General features: G+C 63.1%; 22 protein-coding genes and 1 pseudogene. 10 read left to right on the top strand and 13 right to left on the bottom strand.

What is annotated here, in order from left to right:
• Positions 1-171 precede the first annotated feature (171 nt).
• Positions 172-396 carry a hypothetical protein gene (locus AC1RQC_RS13210; protein WP_492883618.1) on the top strand — a complete coding sequence of 75 codons (225 nt, stop codon included), beginning with the start codon at positions 172-174 and terminating at the stop codon, positions 394-396.
• Between the two features lie 66 nt (positions 397-462).
• Here the strand turns inward: AC1RQC_RS13210 and AC1RQC_RS13205 are convergent, their stop codons facing one another.
• The 9 genes and pseudogenes from AC1RQC_RS13205 to AC1RQC_RS13165 all read right to left on the bottom strand — a co-directional run.
• Entirely contained in the window at positions 463-1443 is a 981-nt protein-coding gene (locus AC1RQC_RS13205) for a quinone oxidoreductase family protein (RefSeq protein ID WP_006156180.1), read from the bottom strand.
• Between the two features lie 146 nt (positions 1444-1589).
• Positions 1590-2648, bottom strand: coding sequence for a beta-keto acid cleavage family enzyme (locus AC1RQC_RS13200; RefSeq protein WP_492373145.1), 1059 nt, complete (start codon positions 2646-2648; stop codon positions 1590-1592).
• A gap of 410 nt (positions 2649-3058) precedes the next feature.
• A complete protein-coding gene (locus AC1RQC_RS13195; protein WP_492883616.1) occupies positions 3059-3859 on the bottom strand; it encodes an SDR family NAD(P)-dependent oxidoreductase in 801 nt (266 codons plus the stop codon).
• A 45-nt stretch (positions 3860-3904) separates the two neighbouring features.
• A complete protein-coding gene (locus AC1RQC_RS13190; RefSeq protein WP_492828205.1) occupies positions 3905-4234 on the bottom strand; it encodes a Rieske (2Fe-2S) protein in 330 nt (109 codons plus the stop codon).
• Entirely contained in the window at positions 4227-4928 is a 702-nt protein-coding gene (locus tag AC1RQC_RS13185; protein WP_492810702.1) for a DsbA family oxidoreductase, read from the bottom strand. Before AC1RQC_RS13185 ends, AC1RQC_RS13190 begins: the two co-directional genes overlap by 8 nt.
• A gap of 37 nt (positions 4929-4965) precedes the next feature.
• Positions 4966-5958, bottom strand: coding sequence for a Bug family tripartite tricarboxylate transporter substrate binding protein (locus AC1RQC_RS13180; protein WP_492883708.1), 993 nt, complete (start codon positions 5956-5958; stop codon positions 4966-4968).
• A 256-nt stretch (positions 5959-6214) separates the two neighbouring features.
• Positions 6215-7273: a beta-keto acid cleavage family enzyme gene (locus tag AC1RQC_RS13175; protein ID WP_492373149.1), complete on the bottom strand. Its 1059-nt coding sequence runs from the start codon at positions 7271-7273 to the stop codon at positions 6215-6217.
• A gap of 53 nt (positions 7274-7326) precedes the next feature.
• The gene (locus tag AC1RQC_RS13170) at positions 7327-8169 is read right to left on the bottom strand and encodes a TauD/TfdA dioxygenase family protein (RefSeq protein WP_492883614.1); all 843 of its coding nucleotides are present in this window, start codon (positions 8167-8169) and stop codon (positions 7327-7329) included.
• A gap of 12 nt (positions 8170-8181) precedes the next feature.
• Positions 8182-8280: pseudogene (locus tag AC1RQC_RS13165) on the bottom strand (quinone oxidoreductase); the annotation flags it as partial.
• 363 nt (positions 8281-8643) lie between these two features.
• Here AC1RQC_RS13165 and AC1RQC_RS13160 point away from each other — a divergent pair.
• Positions 8644-9684 (top strand): AraC family transcriptional regulator, encoded by a 1041-nt coding sequence (locus AC1RQC_RS13160; protein WP_492373181.1) that lies wholly within the window; start codon positions 8644-8646, stop codon positions 9682-9684.
• 192 nt (positions 9685-9876) lie between these two features.
• Here the strand turns inward: AC1RQC_RS13160 and AC1RQC_RS13155 are convergent, their stop codons facing one another.
• Together AC1RQC_RS13155 and AC1RQC_RS13150 are read right to left on the bottom strand one after the other, a co-directional pair.
• Positions 9877-10062: a hypothetical protein gene (locus AC1RQC_RS13155; RefSeq protein WP_492810766.1), complete on the bottom strand. Its 186-nt coding sequence runs from the start codon at positions 10060-10062 to the stop codon at positions 9877-9879.
• A gap of 220 nt (positions 10063-10282) precedes the next feature.
• Positions 10283-10924: a DsbA family oxidoreductase gene (locus AC1RQC_RS13150; RefSeq protein WP_492373151.1), complete on the bottom strand. Its 642-nt coding sequence runs from the start codon at positions 10922-10924 to the stop codon at positions 10283-10285.
• Between the two features lie 288 nt (positions 10925-11212).
• Here AC1RQC_RS13150 and ppk1 point away from each other — a divergent pair, with 288 nt between their 5' ends.
• Positions 11213-13375 (top strand): polyphosphate kinase 1, encoded by a 2163-nt coding sequence (gene ppk1, locus AC1RQC_RS13145; RefSeq protein WP_492883612.1) that lies wholly within the window; start codon positions 11213-11215, stop codon positions 13373-13375.
• A gap of 15 nt (positions 13376-13390) precedes the next feature.
• Here the strand turns inward: ppk1 and AC1RQC_RS13140 are convergent, their stop codons facing one another.
• Both AC1RQC_RS13140 and AC1RQC_RS13135 read right to left on the bottom strand, forming a co-directional pair.
• The gene (locus AC1RQC_RS13140) at positions 13391-13768 is read right to left on the bottom strand and encodes a DUF4156 domain-containing protein (RefSeq protein ID WP_492373153.1); all 378 of its coding nucleotides are present in this window, start codon (positions 13766-13768) and stop codon (positions 13391-13393) included.
• A gap of 83 nt (positions 13769-13851) precedes the next feature.
• Positions 13852-14532, bottom strand: coding sequence for a porin family protein (locus tag AC1RQC_RS13135; RefSeq protein ID WP_492810708.1), 681 nt, complete (start codon positions 14530-14532; stop codon positions 13852-13854).
• Between the two features lie 24 nt (positions 14533-14556).
• Here AC1RQC_RS13135 and AC1RQC_RS13130 point away from each other — a divergent pair, with 24 nt between their 5' ends.
• The 7 genes from AC1RQC_RS13130 (at position 14557) to AC1RQC_RS13100 (ending at position 19717) form a co-directional block, all read left to right on the top strand.
• Positions 14557-15135 (top strand): hypothetical protein, encoded by a 579-nt coding sequence (locus tag AC1RQC_RS13130; protein WP_492373155.1) that lies wholly within the window; start codon positions 14557-14559, stop codon positions 15133-15135.
• A 32-nt stretch (positions 15136-15167) separates the two neighbouring features.
• A complete protein-coding gene (locus tag AC1RQC_RS13125) occupies positions 15168-15395 on the top strand; it encodes a helix-turn-helix domain-containing protein (RefSeq protein ID WP_150991403.1) in 228 nt (75 codons plus the stop codon).
• A gap of 184 nt (positions 15396-15579) precedes the next feature.
• Positions 15580-15834, top strand: a complete 255-nt coding sequence (locus AC1RQC_RS13120) for a hypothetical protein (protein WP_492373156.1) — start codon at positions 15580-15582, stop codon at positions 15832-15834.
• A 112-nt stretch (positions 15835-15946) separates the two neighbouring features.
• Positions 15947-16276: a CppA family protein gene (locus AC1RQC_RS13115; RefSeq protein ID WP_174425005.1), complete on the top strand. Its 330-nt coding sequence runs from the start codon at positions 15947-15949 to the stop codon at positions 16274-16276.
• A 169-nt stretch (positions 16277-16445) separates the two neighbouring features.
• The gene (locus AC1RQC_RS13110) at positions 16446-17330 is read left to right on the top strand and encodes a LysR substrate-binding domain-containing protein (RefSeq protein WP_492373157.1); all 885 of its coding nucleotides are present in this window, start codon (positions 16446-16448) and stop codon (positions 17328-17330) included.
• Complete coding sequence (locus AC1RQC_RS13105; RefSeq protein ID WP_492810713.1) at positions 17323-18504, top strand: YbfB/YjiJ family MFS transporter; 1182 nt, start codon at positions 17323-17325, stop codon at positions 18502-18504. The genes AC1RQC_RS13110 and AC1RQC_RS13105 overlap by 8 nt, the downstream gene beginning before the upstream one ends.
• Positions 18505-18598: 94 nt before the next feature.
• Positions 18599-19717, top strand: a complete 1119-nt coding sequence (locus tag AC1RQC_RS13100) for an NAD(P)H-dependent flavin oxidoreductase (protein WP_492810715.1) — start codon at positions 18599-18601, stop codon at positions 19715-19717.
• The last annotated feature ends 47 nt before the right edge of the window (positions 19718-19764 follow it).

The following is a 19764-nucleotide window of genomic DNA, read 5'->3' as shown; positions in this document are numbered from 1 at the left end:
CACTTCCATGTAGCCCGCATCGCCAAACGCATGGTCCTCGTGGCCATGCAGCAATGCAGACCATGCATGGCTGCATGGCGTCATGTGCCCGGGCATAAGCATGCGTGCCCAAACCGGCAGGCTCAAGCCAGGCGGAGTCATTCGGATCGGAAGGGGGGAGGTCGCAGGCGGATGAGCGGAAACCGTGCCTGCATTCTGGGTGGTGGCGGGATTCACATCGTGGGCGACGCCGAGGCAATCACCAACACCGCTGCCGCCACCGTTCGCGAGATGGCGGCTCTCTTGTGCGACGCACTGCGCTACGGCGTGGAATATGCGGATCCCGACATCGCGTACAACGAGGAGCGCTACCGGCAGCGGGTCCTGAACACCCTGACCCAACTGCCAGCTCACTAGATCACTAGATCACGTTCTGCAGGCCAAGGCAGCCTGACGGCTCGAGTTCCCCAGGCGGGGAAACCCTCAAATCACGAAAATGGACGAGCCCGTGGTCTTTCGAGCCTCCAGGTCCCGATGTGCCTGCACGGCGTCCTCCAAGGCATAGCGCTGATTGATCTCGATGCGGATGCGCCCTGCTGCCACGTGGCCAAATAGCTCGTCGACCAGCTCCGCCTTTTCGGCCGGATCGGCGATGTAGTCGGCCAGGCCCGGGCGGGTCAGGTAGAGCGAGCCCTTGCGGGCCAGGATTTGCGGATCGAATGGCGGAATTGTGCCGGAGGCGGTACCAACGCAGACCATCAGGCCGCGGCGCTTGAGTGAATCCAGCGAGGACATGAAGGTGGCCTTGCCGACGCTGTCGAAGACCACGGACACCCCCACTCCGCCCGTCAGTTCCCGCACGCGCTTGGCGACATCCTCATGGCTGTAGTTGATCGTGTGATCACAGCCGTGAGCGCGCGCGACCTCAGCCTTGGCATCGGTCGACACCGTGCCGATCACCGTCAGCCCGAGCAATTTGGCCCATTGCGAAACGATCAGGCCAACACCACCTGCCGCGGCATGCAGCAGCACGGCCTCGCCCGCCACGAAGGGGTAGATCCTGCGCACCAGGTAGGAGGCGGACAAGCCCCGCATGGTCATGGCCGCCGCGGCTTCGCAACTGATGGCATCCGGCAGCTTGATCAGGAGTGCGGCAGAAATCAATCGCTCAGTGCTGTAGGCGCCCAGCGTGTTGACAAAGCCCGTGTAGGTCACACGGTCGCCGACCGCCAGCTGGGTCACACCGGCACCGACTGCCTCGACCACGCCGGCCGCCTCGTTGCCGAGGCCGCTGGGCAGCGGAACCTGGTAGGTGCCACCGCGGAAGTAGGTGTCGGCAAAATTCAGGCCCACGGCCACGTGGCGAACGCGGACCTCTCCCGGTCCAGGTTCGCCAACCTCAGCGTCTTCAAAACGAAGGACCTCGGGGCCGCCCGTTTCGTAGAATTTAACGACTTTCGCCATGTTGTCTCCTGTTCTGTATCAAATAGGCTAGATGAATATCAAAGCCGTCCGATCGATGGGGGAAACTGCACCTTCAGCCTTAGTCCGCCCCCCCAGGAAATGCCGGGCGACTCATACGGCATATGATGTCAACTCCCCCAGAGGCCTTAGGCCGGCTTGCGCAGGAATCCCTGGTTGCCACCGTTGCGATTGGGTGCGAAGCCATTGGCCTGGAGCGTCTCTTCCGCCGTGTCGTAGAAGACCCCGATCTGCATGATCTCTCGTGCCTGTTTCGCCGTCGCGATGGGGCGACCAAATTCGCCGGCGATACGCACCAGTTGCTTGATCTGCTCGACAGAGGTGGCCTTTCCCGTGCGGGTCTGGTTCCAGAGTACATCCTCGATGCCGCACCGCACATGCAGGCCCAAGGCAATGCCGATCATATTCACGGGCAGCACATTGAGCACCGAACTCTCCACAGTGATCACCGCGCCGTCGGGCGCTGCACGCAGGAAATTGGCCAGGTTGTAGATGTTTGCTTGATCCATGCCGCCGCTGATAGCCACCCAGTTCATCACCAGTGGCCCCTTGTAGACGCCGCGGCGAATCATGCGTTCAATCGTTTCAAAGCTGTTGATGTTGTAGCACTGAAACTCACTTTGGATTCCAGCGGCTGTCAGGCGTCGGATGTGCTCCTCGACCCAGCTGGGGTTCGAGGGCACGATCATGTCCTTGTAGGTTGAATAGAGGTGCGGGAATCCCCGCGAAACCCCTTTGAAGTCATCCAGGCCAGCATGCTCTGTCACATTCATCTGCGTGGTGTTGACAGTCACCGTCACCTGGTCGGGCTTCGGATCGAGTTCGGCCAGCATATGCCGCGTGTCGTCGGAGAGCCATTTGGCCGCCGAGCCATCGTCCTCGGGCGCAAAGCTGATCGAGCCACCCACCTGGATGACCATCTCGGGCACGGCCTTGCGCACCCCGGCGATCAGCTCATTGAACATGGAAAGGCGCTTGCTGCCCCTGCCATCGGGTTCGCGCACATGCAGGTGCAGCACGGTGGCACCGGCTTCGTAACAATCCACCGCCTTCTGGATCTGCTCCTCCATCGTGACAGGGATATCTTCCGGGAAGTCGGAGGGAATCCAGCCCGGCGCATAGGGAGCGGCCGTGATGATCAGGGGCTGCTGGTTCTCGGGGTACAGGTGGCCGTCAAGGAAGTTCATGATGATGGATATCCAAGTTGAAATGTGAATATTGAGTATGTCGAACTAGATGAGAGAGCTTTGGAACCCTATTTACAGCGCCATCTTCGCCACGGCGGTGCGCAGGCGAGCATCTCCTTTAACCGGTGATGTCAGAGTGTCCTTCGCGACGAGTGAATCATCTGGCCTGGCGCCGCTTCCCGCTTTACCTTGCACGCCTTGAACTTGCCTTTTTATGACAATAGGCTGACGCAGGAGCACCGGACAAGGCGGCGGCCGCGCAGAGCTCGCATGCCGCCAAATCGAGAATCAGGAGCGGCCACCGAGCGAAGCCGCGGCGCTGCCGGGCTTGGCCTCGCTCAGCGCCTTCTCCAGATGGGTTCAGCGACCGTTTCGGTTGCAGCGCCACGAAATGGCAGGAGAGGCTGGACTTAGCCCATGCTGAAGCGCTGCCCATCATCCACGACCAGCGTCGAGCCACTCATGAATGAGCCGGCCGGCGAAGCAAGCATCAGCAGCGCACCATCGAGCGCCTCGGGCGTGCCGAGGCGCTGGCGAGGCAGGCCCTCAACGATCTTCCTGCCTGCGGGGCTCTGGAACATGGCGCGGTTGATGTCAGTCTCGATGTAGCCGGGATTGATGGCGTTGACGTTGATACCGTGGCTCGCCCATTCATGCGCCATCGTGCGGGTCAGATGCGCCAGCGCGGCCTTGCTGGCGCCGTAGATGCCGAGGTGCCGCGGGTGCGTCAGGGCGGCGAGAGAGCATATATTGATGATGCGGCCTGGCAGTTGCCGGTCGATGAGCCGGCGTGCGAAGGCGGTGGACATCAGCAACGCGGCCTTCGTGTTCACGTCGAATACCCGGTCGAACATCGTCTCGTCCACATCGAGCAGCGCCGCGCGCCCGCCGATGCCCGCATTGTTCACAAGTGCCCATAGCGGCGGCATGCATTGCAGGATGTCATCCAAGGCAAGGCGCACGCCTTCCTGATCGGCGACATCGACGGGAAAAGCCCGCGCTGTACCGCCGGCTTGTGCGATCAGATTCGCAGTTTCCTGCAGAGGCTCCGGGCGCCTGCCCAGCAGGGCGATATGCGCGCCGGTTGCTGCCAGCGTCCTTGCCGCTTGCCGCCCAAGTCCCGAGCCAGCGCCGGTGACGATTGCCGTCAGGCCGCGCAGGCCGAAGCGCTCGGCGAAGAACTCCGTATCGAACCCATTGGTCATCTTCATTCCTTCTCTTGACGCAGGTTAATGTCCGCCTGCTTTAGGGAAATCTCATTGATTGAGTTCTGGCGTACGTAGCCAGAGTTGCTTGTCCGCCGCAACGACCTCATAGGTGCGGATACGCAAGCTCGAAGACGAAATGCACTGGCCGTTGCGAATGTCAAATCGCAAGCCGTGTGAAGGGCAACTGATGACGTGCTCAACACACGAGCCTCCCGCCATGGAAGCTCCCGCATGCGGGCAACTGTTTTCCATGGCAAAGAACTGGCCGCCAAGGTTGAACACGATTGCCGATTGACCGTCTTGCAAGAAGACCAATTTGCGTGCGCCTGGAGCCAGTGACTCCGCAGGCCCGACCAGAATCCATTCGGGATCAGGCATTGGATTCGCACTCGCTGTTCAAACGCTTGGCCACCACGGCTTGCTTCATGATGCGAACCAACTCGCTTGCTGGAACCGCGCCAGTAACCGGCCACTGTGCATTGAAGACGAGATGAGGAACCCCTCCTGTATGCTCGGCCCCCATTGAGGACTGGGGCGCGGAGGATGCCCTGGCATCCCAGTTGAACCCAGACGCTTGAGCCAGGGCCTGCAGGGTCTGCGTTGAACCGATGTCTTGCCCTTGAGAGAAGAATGCGCGATAGATGGACTCTACCAACTGGTACATGGCCTCCGGCACCAAATTGGACTGGGCCGCATTGACCAAGGCACATGCCAGCGCCGAATTCGGAAAGGTCTCAATGCTCTCGAAGTTCAATGATAAGTCGACCGATTCAGCCACAGCGCAGATCTGTGCGCGGCGCATCGCCACAGCCCGTTGGCCGCCGAGCCGTGCCTCATAGAATGCCTGGTACGGAATGCCTTGCGCAGGAATCTGCGGCAGCAGAGCATTGGCATGCCATATCGTCTCCAGCGCCAATCCGGGATGCTGCTGTCGAAAGCTTGCCCATGCTGAACGCAGATTACGCAACCCGATCCAGCACCAGGGGCATATCAGGTCAAGGTAGAAGTCAACGCGCAGAGTTTGCGACGATGTAGAGGCAGGGACCGCACCCGAGCGTTCAGAGCAATTCACGCAATCATTCCTTAGCCCCCCCGGCGGGAGCCGTATCCTATTCTTCAAGCTTGATCCCTGCGTCGTTGGCGATTTTCGTCCAGACTTGCATATCGTCCCGGACAATTTCGCCCAACTGCGCGGAGGACTTTACCGGCGGCGGCTCGAAGTTCTGCCTCTTCATCAGGGCCGCGATCTCCGGCAACGCCTGTACCTTGTTGACCTCATCCGCCAGCCGCTTCACGATCACCGGACTAGTTCCCGCCGGCGCGAACATGCCGAACCATCCCACCGTGCCAAACTTGTAGCCCTGTTCACCCATCGTCTTGACGTTGGCAAGCTGGGGAGACCGCACGTTGCCCACAATGGCAATGCCGCGCACCTTCCCCGAACGCAGGAACGGAACCGCCACGCTGGGATCGGTCCAGCCGATCTTTAGCACACCCGAGGAGAGCTCGGTAAGCAGTTGACTGGAGGTCCGATATGCAACGTGTTCGGTCTTCATGCCGGTCTGCTTCTTCAACCACTCCATCGTCAAGTGCGCGGACGAGCCGGTGCCCCAGCTGCCATAGCTGTACTTATCCGGATTCGCCTTCACGAACTCGATAAGCCCAGGCAAGTCGTAGACCGGCAGATCCGGGCTCACCAGCAGCAACACCCCACCCACCGCTGTCTGTGCGATCGGCATGAGGCTCTTTCGTGCCTCCTGGGAAATGGACTTGATGACTGCCGGCGCAACCACCATGTTGGACGCCGTTGTGTAGAGAATCGTGTAGCCATCCGGCGCCGCCTTGAGGACGGCGTTGGTCCCGATCACCCCGCTGCCACCCGGCCGGTTCTCCACGACCACGGCCTGCTTCAGCGATTCGGAAAGGCGCTGCGCCATGACCCGCGCCAGCGCATCGGTTCCCGATCCGGCAGACGACGGCACGATCATTTGAATCGGGCGCGCCGGCCAGGCTTCCTGTGCCTGGACCAGGCCTGGCGCGCATAAGGCAATGATTGTCTCGGCGCACAACGCAGCTGCGAGCAGCTTTTTTAGTAATGACATCGTCTCCCCCATTTTTTTGACTGCTATCCAGCCTGCCAAGTGCTGTCGGCCTCACCGAGGCCAGCTGCGCGACGAGCCATCTCTACCTGCCCAGGCTATCTTCGGCACGATCATAGCAGTCATGTTTTTTATTGTCGACATAAACAAAATAACCGCAATGAGATTGTCTGTCTTGATATGCAGGCGTGCCCCTTGGCACCGCGCCGCGCAAGCGCGCGGACTCCCTCACCTGCCGGTCAGTTCCAACCGGCCTGAGTCAGGCGGCCTTGCGCAGGAAGCCTTGATTGCCGCCATTGCGGTTCGGCGCGAAACCATTGGCAGCCAGCGTCTCCTCGACCGTGTCATAGAACACGCCGATCTTCTGGATTTCGCGCGCTTCCTGGGCCGTTGCCACTTTGCGGCCGAATTCGCCAGCGATGCGCACCAGCTGCTCAATCTGCTTCACCGTGCTCATCTTGGCCGTGCGCGACTGGTTCCAGAGGCAGTCCTCGGTCCCGCAGCGCACATGCAAGCCCAAGGCAACGCCCATCATGTTGACAGGAAGCACGTTGCGCACAGAGCTTTCAACGGTAAGCACCGCACCATCCGGGACGGCACGAACAATATTGGCGAAATTAAAGATGCTGGGTGCATCCATACCGCCGCTGATTGCCACCCAGTTCATGACCAGCGGGCCCTTGTAGACGCCACGTCGAATCAACCGCTCCACGGACTCGAAGCTATTGATGTTGTAACACTGGAAGGCACTCTGGATGCCGGCTGCGGTAAGGCGGCGGATGTGCTCTTCGACCCAGCCGGGCTGGGCGGGAACCGTCATTTCCTTGTACGCGTCGAAGATCGCAGGGTTCTCACGCGAGGTACCCTTGAAATCCGCAAGTTCCGCATGCTCCGTCACGTTCATCTGAGACGTGTTCACCGTGACGGTCACCTGGTCCGGAACGGGATCAAGTTCGGCCAGCATGTGGCGGGTGTCGTCGGACAGCCACTTGGCGGCGGCCCCCTCGTTTTCGGGTGCGAAGCTGATCGACCCGCCCACCTGGATGATCATCTCCGGCACAGCGTTGCGCACCCCGGCGATCAGCTCGTTGAACTTGGACAGACGTTTCGAGCCTTTGCCGTCAAGCTCGCGCACATGCAGGTGCAGCACAGTCGCGCCGGCGTTGTAGCAATCCACGGCCTTCTGGATCTGGTCTTCCATCGTCACGGGGATGTCTTCCGGGAAATCGGACGGCAGCCACCCCGGTGCGTAGGGCGCCGCAGTGATGATCAACGGCTGCTGGTTTTCGGGGAACAGGGATCCATCGAGGTAGTTCACGGCATGTCTCCATTGATAAAGGTGGGGCAAGGCTTGGCGGCGGCTGGCGCGCCTCAGAACGGCTTGTCTCCGATGATGGCTGCACGCTCCATCTTGCGTGGGGCCGGCCAGTAGTCCTGTACCGCGTAGTGCTGGGTGCAGCGGTTGTCCCAAATGGCCACGCTATTAGGCTGCCAGCGGAATCGCACCTGGTATTCGGGGATCGCCGCCTGGCTGATCAAGTAGTTCAGCAGATGGCTCGCGCCCGGGGTCTTGTCCTGTCCGTAGCGCACGTTCTCTGGCGTATGGAAGTTTGCGAAATGCGTGGAGAAGCCGCAGACGTAGAGCACCTTCTCGCCGGTCTCCGGATGCGTGCGCACCACGGGATGTTCGACCATGGGGTACTGCGCGGCAAGCTTGGCGCGATTTTCCTGGCTCATCGCCGCCCCGAATGAATGTTCGATGCCATGCTTGGCGCGCAGGCCGGCGATGCGCTCCTTGATCTCTTCGGGCAGGTTCTCGTAGGCCGCGGCCATGTTCACCCAGATGGTGTCGCCGCCGACCGGCGGGCATTCGATGCAACGCAGGACACAGCCCATCGGCGGGGTTTCGCGCCAGCTGCCGTCGGTGTGGTAGCTGTTCTCGTAGTTCTCGCGCTTGTCGCTGCGATAGATCTGTACCAGGCCGGGATGATCCGGGTCGCTGCCAGCGACGGGGTGGTCCTCCAGGTCGCCAAAACGGCGTGCGAAGGCCACGTGATCGGCCCGGCTGATATCCTGGTCCCGCAGAAACAGCACCTTGTGCTTGAGCAGCAGCGCCTTGATCTCGGCAAGCAACGCGCTATCGCGCGCTGCATCGGCCAGGTTGACGCCGCCGATTTCGGCACCAATGGTGCAGGTAATAGGTTCTACGTGCATGGAAAGCTCCCTTTACACTACAAAGATTGACGAGCCGGTGGTCTTGCGCGGCTCCAGGTCCCGATGCGCCTGGACCGCATCCTGCAGCGCATGGCGCTGATGGATCCCGATGCCGTTGGGCTGCGGCACAGGGTCAGTGCCATTGGGTATCGGAGGACCTCTGCCCCCCCCACCTCGTACATGCGAGCGGCTTTTGCCAATTCCGTCTCCTGTTGTCGTCTATTGCTGCCGCCACTATCATTCGGTAGCCTGGGTTGATTGTCGGCTCTCGCATGCGCAGGACCTTTGACAAGCCACGCCAGAAGTTGACCATCCATGACAGTCGATTCCCGGCTTGATTCACTGCACGCAGACGCCGCGCCGGCGGCGTATGCAGTGCATGACCGACACTGGCAGCAAGGCGACGGTGGCTTCATCAGTAGATTGCGCAGGCCTTCGATCAACCTGACTATCCCTCTTCAGAAAGAGCCTCCTATGACGGTCCTGGTTCGCAGCGCCTCCCTCACGAAGTACTCCGGGATCGCTCGCGCCGCGGGTATCGACCCGGTGCAGATGGTTTCCCATGTCGGTCTGGACCGGGAATGCCTGCACACGCCCGACCTGCGCATCCCCGAATTCCGGCTTGCGGAGGTTCTGGAGACATCCGCGCGGATCACTGCATGCCATTCGCTCGGACTGCTCATGGGCGAATCGTGGCGGCTCTCCGACTTCGGCCCGGTCAGCCTGACGCTGCAGCATCAGCCCACACTGCGGGATGCACTGGCAGAGGTCGAGCGTTATCGCCACCTGCTCAGCGACTCTGTCGCGACGCAGTTCACCGAGCATGCGAATATCGCGGTCTTGCGAGTGACGTTGCTGACCGGCAGGCAGCAACCCGGCCGGCAGGCCATGGAGCTGACCGTAGGCGCGGTGCTTTGCCTGATCCGCGCCATACTTGGCGCCCAATGGAAACCCCGCTGCGTGCACTTTTCGCATGCGGCCCCTGCAGACCTGCGGGTGCATCGTCGCCTGTTCGGCCAGCAGGTCGAATTTGGCTGCGAATTCGATGGCCTGGTCCTGTCGAGCCAGGATCTGGATCGCGTGAACCCCCTGGCGGATGCCAGCCTGGCCAGATACGCCAGGGAATTACTTGACCTTCAATCGCCCTCGAAGGAGCACTCCCTAGCGGCTGACGTACGACGGGCAATTCACCTGCTACTGCCGCGCGGCCGCAGTGCGGTGGAACAGGTTGCGCAGAACCTAGGTGTCAGCCCGAGGACTCTGCAGCGCCAATTGGAGCAGCGTGGGGAAACATTCTCGGGCCTGGTCAATCAGGTGCGGCGCGAACTGGCCGAGCGCTATCTGCGGAGCCAGCAGCAGTCCATATCGCGTACGGCGGATCTGCTTGGATTCTCAGAGGTGAGCGCGTTCACGCGGTGGTTTGGGGTGCAGTTTGGGAAACCGCCGACGCGCTGGGTGATGGAGGGAAGGGGAATCGTCTCGCAGGAAGACGTCAATCGCCCAACGGGGGGATGAGCACCGGAGCTATCGGATGCGCCGCAAATGCAATGCGCGGGCGCAACGTCCCGCGGCGAATATGCCGCGGTTCCGGCCCGCGAGACACCCATAAAAAAAACCGGCCCACGCTGCGCTCCGGCGGAGCGGCGTATAGGCCGGTCTTGCTGTGCGGGAGACACCTCCCGCGATGCGATGCCGCTACCTGAACGATCAGCCGTTCGCGTAGACGATCTTTGCCTTGCGCGCCTGGTTCTGCAGGCGGCTCAGCATATGCTGGACGGCGAAGATGGCGCGCTTCACGTCTGCCACCAGGCTGGGGCTGCGGGGACCAAGTTCGCGCTCGATCAGATCGCGTTCCATTTGGTCGGTCATCTTGATGTCGCTTTGCGTGTCCATGGCTTTCTTCCTTTCAGGGATAACCCTTATCGGGTTTTCCCCAATCATAGCAAAGGAAATGACGCAACGCAGCATTAGGTGATAGTACGTATGCAGAAAGGCAACGCTTTGCAGGAAGCAAGCCTCGATCTCCTCAGCCCGCGCGACGCGCCGAGACCCCGTGCGCGGGGCGTCCATGGCTGCGGGCTTAGCGCAGGCGCCAGGATAGTCATGCGCCCCTTCAGCCTTTTGCCAGCACCTCCCGAATGGCATTCTCGAACGCCTCCACCGGCTGCCCGCCGCTCACCAGGTATTGGTCATTGAAGATGATCGAAGGCACGGAACGGATGCCCATGTCCTGATAGTGCTTCTCCATCTCACGGACTTCCGCCGCATACGCGTCGCCCGATAGCACCTTGCGTGCCTTGTCGGCGTCCAGGCCGGCTGCAGCCGCGGCCTCGACGAGGACCTCATGATTGCTGGAATCCTTGGACTCCGTGAAATACGCACGGAACAGCGCCATCTTCAACGGCAGTTGGCGCCCTTCCAGGTTTGCCCAATGCAATAGCCGATGCGCGTCGAACGTGTTGTATACGCGGGTCCGAGAGCCAAACTCAAATCCGACGTCGGCGCCACGCTGGCGGATCATGGCCTGGCTCTGCACGATTTCCTCCTCGGTGCGGCCATACTTGCGTGCCATGTAATCCTGGATCGACTCGCCTCCTGGCCCCATGTCCGGATTGAGTTCAAATGGGCGAAGCGTGATGTCTGCCGAAACGGCATCGCCAAGCCGCGCCAGCGCCTGCTGCAGCGAACTCAGGCCTACGGCGCACCACGGGCACGCGACGTCGGAGACAAAATCGATTTTCAGCGTCTTTTGCATTGTGTTTTCTCGGTGTCAGTCCATCACTGCGCGACAGGGTAGCTGCAATTCCCATTGACTGCAGGGCCGGGGGCAGTGCCTCACTCACAGCAGGGTTTTCCCGCAAGGCAGCCACGACCGGACGCCCCTCCCCGGCATCTGTCCGTGGCCCGCCAGCCACACGGCCCTGCCTCAGATCGGGAAACGTGCACCGCGCCCACTCCTCAAGCGGCGCGGCGCGCGGTACTATCTTTCCAACAGGTCATCGGTGCACGATGATCCATTCCCAGAGAAGGATTGAAGCGAATCATGGAAGAAGGCTCGGCAGCTCCACTTGAGATCGCCCCTTCCCTCCCCCTGGCACCGAGTGACGTTCACGGCGCCCCGTCGGACTTCCTCGCCAGTGCCAGCACAAACCTCGGCGCCAACGCACGGCAGCTCTTCCTGAACCGTGAGGCCAGCCAGCTGGAGTTCCACCGGCGCGTGCTTGCCCAGGCCGAGAACCACGACATTCCGTTGTTGGAGCGATTGCGCTTCCTCTGCATCTTCAGCAGCAACCTGGACGAGTTCTTCGAGATCCGCGTTGCCGGCCTGAAGGAGAAGATCAAGCTGCAGGCGCCGGCGACCACCGGCCCGGATGGACTGGACGTGCGGCAGATCTACGCGCTTGTCAGCGCCCGCACGCACAAGCTGGTCGCGGAACAGTACCGCCTGTTCAACGAAGTGCTGGTTCCGGAACTGGACCGAGAGGGAATCCGCTTCCTGCGCCGTCCGCACTGGACGCAGGAACAAGGCGAGTGGATCCGCAGCTATTTCTTCCGCGAGCTGATGCCGGTGCTCACCCCCATCGGCCTGGACCCGGCGCACCCGTTTCCACGTGTGCTCAACAAGAGCCTGAACTTCGCCGTGGAGCTCGAAGGCAAGGATGCCTTTGGCCGGGAGGCGAACGCGGCCATCGTGCAGGCGCCCCGGGCCCTGCCCCGCGTGATCCTACTGCCCAAGGAGATTTCCGGCTGCGAACACGGCTTCGTGTTCCTGTCGTCCATCCTGCATGCCCACGTCTGCGAGCTGTTTCCCGGCATGCGCGTGCGCGGCTGCTATCAGTTCCGCGTCACCCGCAACAGCGAACTGTTCGTCGACGAGGAAGAAATCAAGAACCTGCGCGATGCGCTGCAGGGCGAGCTGCCGCAGCGGCATTTTGGCGATGCGGTGCGGCTCGAGGTCGCGGACAACTGCTCCGAGGAGATGACCCGCTTCCTGCAAAACCAGTTCGGCCTGGAAGATGCCGAGGTGTTTTCGGTGAATGGCCCGGTCAACCTGGTGCGCTTGCTGCCGGTTCCTGACAGCGTGGACCGCGATGACCTGAAGTACCCGCCATGCCGCCCCGGCCTGCCCAAGGCGCTGCAGGACCAGCCCGACATGTTCCGCGCCATCCGCGACGGCGATATCCTGCTGCACCAGCCGTACCAGTCATTTTCGCCCGTGGTGGATTTCATCCGCCAGGCCGCGGAAGATCCGGAGGTGATGGCCATCAAGCAGACGGTGTACCGCGCCGGCAACGACTCGGCCCTGCTGGAGGCGCTGATCGGCGCCGCGCGCAGAGGCAAGGAAGTCAGCGTGGTGGTGGAGTTGCTCGCCCGCTTCGATGAGCAGGCCAATATCAACTGGGCAGCCCAGCTTGAAGAAGCGGGCGCGCACGTGGTATACGGCGTGGTTGGCTACAAGGCCCACGCCAAGATGGCCTTGGTGGTGCGGCGCGAAGGGAAAAAGCTCAGGCGCTACGCCCATATCGGCACCGGCAACTATCACTCGCAGACGGCCAGGAGCTTCACGGACTTCGGCCTGTTTACCTGCAAGGAAGCGCTCGTCGACGATGTGGCCAACGTGTTCTCACAGTTGACCGGACTCGGCCACCCCGGCACGCTGGCGCACTTCTGGCAATCGCCGTTCACCATGCACGCGGCGCTGCTCGATGCCATCCGCCGCGAAGGCAAGCACGCTAAGGCTGGCCGCAAGGGATTGATCATCGCCAAGATGAACGCCTTGCTGGAGCCCAAGCTTATCCAGGCCCTGTACCAGGCATCCTGCGATGGCGCGCGGATCGAGCTGATCGTGCGCGGGGCCTGCGCATTGCGCCCTGGCATTGCGGGCCTGTCCGAGAATATCCGGGTGCGCTCCGTGCTTGGCCAGTTCCTGGAGCATGCGCGGATCTTCTACTTCTACAACGACAAGGCCGAAGACGTGCGGCTATCGAGCGCCGACTGGATGGACCGCGACTTCTTCCGGCGCATCGAGGTGTGCTTCCCCGTGCTGGACAAAGCCCTCAAGGATCGCGTGATCGATGAGGGGCTGAAGGTCTACCTGAAGGACAACCGCGACACCTGGGAAATGGACGCGGACGGCAACTACCGGCGCAAGCGGGGCCGCCAGCCGGTATCCGCGCAGGACATCCTCAAGCAGAAGCTGGCCTGATCCCTGTTCGGCGCGCTAGCGCGCGCCTGGGGACGCGCAGCGATACACGTTGCCCGACAGGGTCACATTGGTTTGCTCCAGGCGATCCTTGCCGCCGGTCTGCCCTGCGCGCTGGGTGAGCAGGTACACCAGATTGCCGCCCATTGCCGCCGCCTTGTTCTTGATGTCGTTGCGTGCACCGGTTTCCAGATCCGCATTGGCCGTGATGGCGCCCCGCACAAAATCGCCCTGGCTGCCGGTCACGTCGCCAAGATAGGTGCATCCCGCGGCAGGCTCGTTGTGGGTGATCCTGACCGCCGATGCGGCCGGGCTGGAAAGCTGCGTTGGCGCACAGCCGGCCAGCGCGCAGCTTGCGGCGGTCCATGCAACGCCTGCGATTGTCCTGATGGTCATAGCCATTGAAGTATTGAAGTGTTGAAGTGTTGAAGTGTTGAAGTGTTGAAGTATTGGTAGCGCCGCGGGCCCGTGCGCCTGCCTCAGCGGAACAGGTAGTCCACGCCAAGTGATACGGCCTGGCTCTTGACCGAAGCATCGTTGCCCTTCCAACTGAGCTTGCCGTAATTCATGTACTGCATCCGCAAGCGCCAGTTCTGCGTGACCGCATAGGACGCGCCCACCCCCAGGCTGATGAGCCCCTGCGACTTGTTGCTCGATTCGAGATCGCCCGAGCGCCGGCCATGCATATAGTTGACCCCGGCAATGCCCAGCAGCGAAAAACGCTCGGTCAGGGGCAGGTGGCCCACTACGTTGACGGACAAGGCGTTCACGTCGAATTTGTCGTTGGCGTTGCCATTTTTGGCCACGACACGGCCAAGGCTGGCTAGCGAGCCTTCGACCGACACATAGGGCGAAAACTGATAGCCGCCCCGCAAGCCAAGTCCAACGTTGTTGGACGATCCGCCCGCCCAGCCGGGCGTGCTCGTACTGACTTTGTCGCGGGCAATATTGAGGTCGCCGCCGACGTACCAATAGTTGGCGGCAAGTTCCTCGGCTGCGGCATGCGCAGGCACAACCGACAAAAGCACCAACATGGCAGCAGGCGCGATGGGAAAGAGGCGGCCAGGGAAGGCTATAAAACGCATATAATTTAATCTCCGACGAATATAAATTACTGTAAAACGATAACACATTGCTGTTTTACAGTAATTTTTTGCCATGCGCAATCCCTTCAGAAGACCGGCATGCCGACCCCCCTTTCCCTTCCCTTGCCCGCTGATGGCGCGCTAACGCGCGTTAGCGTCATCGCGCGCCGCATGCAGTGGCTGACACTGTGCTGCGCCGTCGTGGTGACGGCGGCCCTGTTCGCCTTCTGGTTCTTGCTCCCCGATGCGGAGCTGGACCGGAACCTGCGCGCGTTCCTGGCCGGGCCTGCGCCAGGCGGGCAGTTGCTGGTGTCGATGCCGTACCGGCTGCTCGGGTTGGCCATCACGAGCGTGGCCACGGCTTTGCTGGTCAGTGGACTGATGCAAGCGCACAGGCTATTCGCGGCCCTGGCGGGCGGCGCGGTCCTTACCCTGGAGACGGGCGTGCGCCTGCGCCGCGTGGCGCTGGTGGTGACGGCGTTCAGCTTGGTGGTTCCGCTCACCAAGACACTGCTGGCCATGACCCTGGCCAGCACGGTTGCCAACGGCCCCTACATGGTGGTGATCATCACCTTCGGCGACGTGATGCTGGGCTTGCTGGGCGGCTTGCTGCTGGCCATCGCCTGGGCGATGGTCGAGGCCGCGCGCGTCGCGCTGGAGAATGAGAGCTTTGTTTGAGTTTGCGTTTGCGTTTGAGGCACCCTGACCCTATGACTATCCTCGTCCGGCTTGACGTCCTGCTTGCTGAGCGCAAGATGAAATCGCGCGAGCTCGCCCAGTACATCGGCATCACCGAGCCCAATCTCTCCTTGCTGAAATCCGGCAAGGTCAAGGGCATCCGTTTCGATACGCTGGAGAAAATCTGCGAGGCGCTGAAATGCCAACCGGGCGACCTGCTTGAGTACCGCGCCGATACGCCAGGCGAAGATCAGGCCTGAACTGCAAACAATTGTCTCTCTTCCCACTGCGGCATTTCCGCCAGATCGGCCACCCGCCTGGCCTTACGGCCCGCGCAACCACCGGGCTCCCCCCAATCGAGTGATACCGCATCGAGAGTGATCTTGCGCATACTCGCACTTTCTTGAACTACTCGCCCCCAAGCGGGCGCGAAGCAAGGTGCTTATGCTGATCCTCATCTACTGCAGTTATGCGGTTGCCTGCATCTTCGCGCTCTGGAGAGCGGCGCGCTGGGTGGAAAAGCACCATCCGGCCCTGCGCGACAACCACCCGCCGCGGCATGACGCGCCCCCAGCCGGCAAGCCCCCGGAAGATAACCTGCCTGTGAGCCAGCGCTGCCACCTGGAAATGCCGCCCGCCGGGCCCGCCTGCCTGGCGCAACGCGCCGGCGCCAGCGCTGCCGCCTGCATGGTCCTGTAGCCCCCTGGACGGTGGCCCGTATCTGGTCCTCGGCATTCATCCTTGAAAAAACCAGATTACTGTATATATTCACAGTAACTGTATGGATGAACAGTATCTACGGGAGCCGATCATGGAACACTTGGTCCGGGTACAGAACGAATACGACAGGCAGGTCCTGGCCTGGTTGCGCGAACGCGTAGGCGACGCGGCGGTACAAGCCGCGGCACAGCGGCTGGCGGGAGACCGCAAGCCCTACCTGTCAACGATCTGCCGCAGCCTGAACATCACGCCACCGGCCCGCCGCACCCTGCGCGCCCAGTCGAACCGGGCCAGCCGGGAGGTTGGCGACCGCTACCTTGCGTCGATCCGTGCGCTCCTGGCGCGGCCAGCACCGGCGCAACGGCATTCGCAGCAGCAACCCGCGCAACCCCAACCCTCGCAATACCAGGATCCGCATTAGTCCCGCGCCTTGGGTACACGGAGGGCCGGGGCATTGCTCGCCGGAATATGCTTCCCGCTTCGCCTCACCCCGCTGCCATCATGGCTTTCTTGACTTATCATTCCCTATCTATGATAGTTAATTGAAATTTGTTCTCTTTTTAAGAACCTATTTCAATCAAAGGATTGCCGTGGACCTGGCCGAACTTGAGATTTTCCGAGCCGTTGCGCTTGAAGAAAGCATCACGCGGGCGGCCAAGACCCTGGACCGCGTGCAGTCGAATGTCACCACGCGCGTCAAGCAGCTCGAAGAGGAGCTCGGCGTCGCCCTGTTCCTGCGCGACAGCAAGCGCATGACCCTGACGCCGCAAGGACAGCGCTTCCTGGGCTATACCGAGCGGCTGCTGGCGCTGGCCGAAGAGGCCCGCCAATCCATGCGCAGCGATGCGCCCTCGGGCACGCTGCGCGTGGGCAGCATGGAAAGCTCGGCCGCCAGCCGGCTGCCCCGCCCGCTGGCGCGCTATCACGGCAAATGGCCGGACGTGCGGATCGAGATCCAGACCGGCACCACGCAAGCCTTGATCGACGCACTGCTGGCGCATCGCATCGACTGCGCCGTGGTGGCCCATCCCTCCGAGGGCGCGCCGGACACGCTAGACATGGACGTACTCGGCCCCGGCCTGGAAGGCACGTTCCTGTTCTCTGAAGAACTGCTGCTGGTGCTGCCGCACAGCCATCCGCCAGTGCGCACGCCGCAGGACATCAAGCTGCGCAGCCTGGCCACGTTCTCGCGCGGCTGCACGTACCGCCTGTGTGCCGAGGACTGGCTCGCCAGCGGCGAAGGCCCACGGCTGGCGCTGAACGTGCTGGAACTGGCGTCTTACCACGCGATCCTCGCCTGCGTGACGGCGGGCTCGGCCGTGGCCATCCTGCCGAGGTCGCTGCTGGCGCTGCACCCCGATGCCGCAAGCCTGCAAACCGTGCCCGTGCGAGTCGCGCACACCTTGCTGGTGCGCCGTTCGGGTTTTGCCACGTCGGCATACGCGGCGTTTCTCCAGGAGCTGCAGCATGGCTAGGATCCGGACCGTCACAGCCGCGCCGCAATCCTTCGGCAAGACCATGGCGCCATGGATGCCCTCACTGGCCGCCGCGCTGGTGCTGGCGGTGGGCATGGGCTTCGGGCGCTTTGCATTTACCGGCATGTATCCGCTGATGGTGCGCGACGGCCTGCTGAGCGTCAGTGCCGGCTCGCTGACCGCATCCGCCAACTATGCAGGCTATCTCGTGGGCGCCCTCGCGGTCAGCCGCATGCCGCAGCGCGTTGCGCCGCGCTTTTGCCGCATCGCGCTCTTCGGCACGGCCCTGTGCCTGCTGGCGCTGGCCGTGCCGGCCGCGCCCTGGTTCTTTATCGGCGTGCGCTTCCTGGCGGGCGTGCTCAGCGCCATCGCGCTGATCTGCGCGTCCGTGTGGCTGTTCCAGGTGGTAGGGCATCCGCATGGCGCGCCGCTGTTGTTCTCGGGCGTCGGTGCCGGCATCCTGCTGTCCGCCGAGCTCATTGCCGCCGGCAACCTGGCCGGTTGGCACAGTCCTTTGCTGTGGCTGGCCATCGGCGGTGGCGCCGCCGTGCTGAGCTTGCTCGCATGGCCTTATCTTGCGGGCCGCGTGCCGGCACCCCAGCCGCATGCCGCTACCAGTGCCAGTGCCACGGACGAGGCCAATGCCAACGGCCCTGGTCCGTGGCCGCTGGTGGCCAGCTACGGGCTGGCGGGGTTCGGCTACATTGTCACGGCAACTTACCTGCCGCTCTTTGTGCGCGACGCGCTCGGCCACATCGACCCGATCCATATCTGGGCCGCGTTCGGGCTTGGCGCGGCACCTTCGTGTTTTCTCTGGCATGCGCTGCACGAGCGCCTTGGCACGCGGCGTGCGCTCGCGCTCAACCTGCTGGTGCAGGCAGTGGGCGTGATCCTGCCCGCGCTCAGCCACTCGGCCGTGGCCTACCTGGCTAGCGCGCTGCTGGTGGGCGGCACCTTCGTTGGCACCGTGACCATCGCCATGCCCGCCGCGAAACGCGCGGCCCACCGCGTGACATTCAACCTGCTTGCCATCATGACCGCCGCCTATGGCGTAGGCCAGATCGCCGGCCCGCTGGTATCCGATGCGCTGATGGCGCACAGCCATAGCTTCAGCGGGCCGCTTGCCGCCGCCGCTGCCGCGCTGCTGGCATCTGCCGTCTTCTGCTTCCTGTGAAGGCCAGCGCATGCCCGGCGCGCGGCACGGAACCCACCCCACAGAATCCACCCCCACAAGATCCACCCATTACCGAAGAAACGAGGAGCCCGTCATGACCGACCCCATCCACGCCACGCAACCACGCACGCTGCTCTCCCGGCTCGGCCTTGCCACCCCGATCATCCAGGCACCAATGGCAGGCGTCAGCACACCGGCGCTTGCCGCGGCAGTGTCGAATGCCGGCGGCCTGGGCTCGCTCGGCGTCGGCGCCATGGACGCCGAGGGCGCCCGCAAGACCATCCGCGAAACCCGTGCGCTGACGGAAAAGCCCTTCAACATCAACCTGTTCTGCCATGCGCCCGCCGTCGCCAACCCCGCGCGCGAGGCGCAATGGCTGGCCTACCTGGCGCCGAGCTTCGCCGAATTCGGCGCCACGCCGCCCGCCAGCCTGCGCGAGATCTACACCAGCTTTGTCGCCGACGACGCCATGTTCGCGATGCTGCTGGAGGAGCGGCCCGCGGTAGTGAGCTTCCATTTCGGCTTGCCGGCGCAGGCCTGGATCGACGCGCTGCACGCCGCCGGCATCTTCCTGATGGCCACGGCCACCAGCCTGGACGAAGCGCGGCAGATCGCCGCTGCCGGCGTCGATGCCATCGTTGCCCAAGGCGTGGAAGCCGGCGGCCACCGCGGCACGTTCAAGCCCGAAGGGCATGACGAAGGCCTCGGCACCCTGGCGCTGGTACGGCTGCTGGTCCGCCATACCGCCCTGCCCGTGATCGCCACCGGCGGCATCATGGACGGCGCCGGCATTGCGGCGGCCCTGGCGCTGGGCGCGCAGGCCGCGCAGCTCGGCACCGCCTTCGTGGCCTGCCCGGAGACCGTGGCCGACGCGCCCTACCGCGCCGCCCTGCTGGCGGACCGGCCTGCCAGCACCACGCTGACCCGCTCCATTTCCGGCCGGGCCGCGCGCGGCTTCGTCAACCGGCTGACGGAACTGGGCGAGGCAGCGGACCGCCCGGCGATCCCCGATTACCCCATCACCTACGACGCCGGCAAGGCCCTGCATGCGGCGGCCAAGGCGCGCGGCAACGCGGACTACGCCGCGCAATGGGCCGGGCAAGCCGCGCCGCTGGCGCGCGCCCTGCCGGCAGCGCAACTCGTGGCGACACTGCGCGAGGAGCTGGCGCAGACGATTGCGGCACTGAGCGGGGCGGGATTCGGGGCGAACTGAGCGGGGCCTGCCGAAGCCGGCGGCGCGTGCGTCTTGCTGCTACCATT

It is taken from the genome of Cupriavidus sp. GW822-FHT03E04, from assembly GCF_058801495.1.
This window is presented reverse-complemented; position numbering and strand designations above follow the sequence as displayed.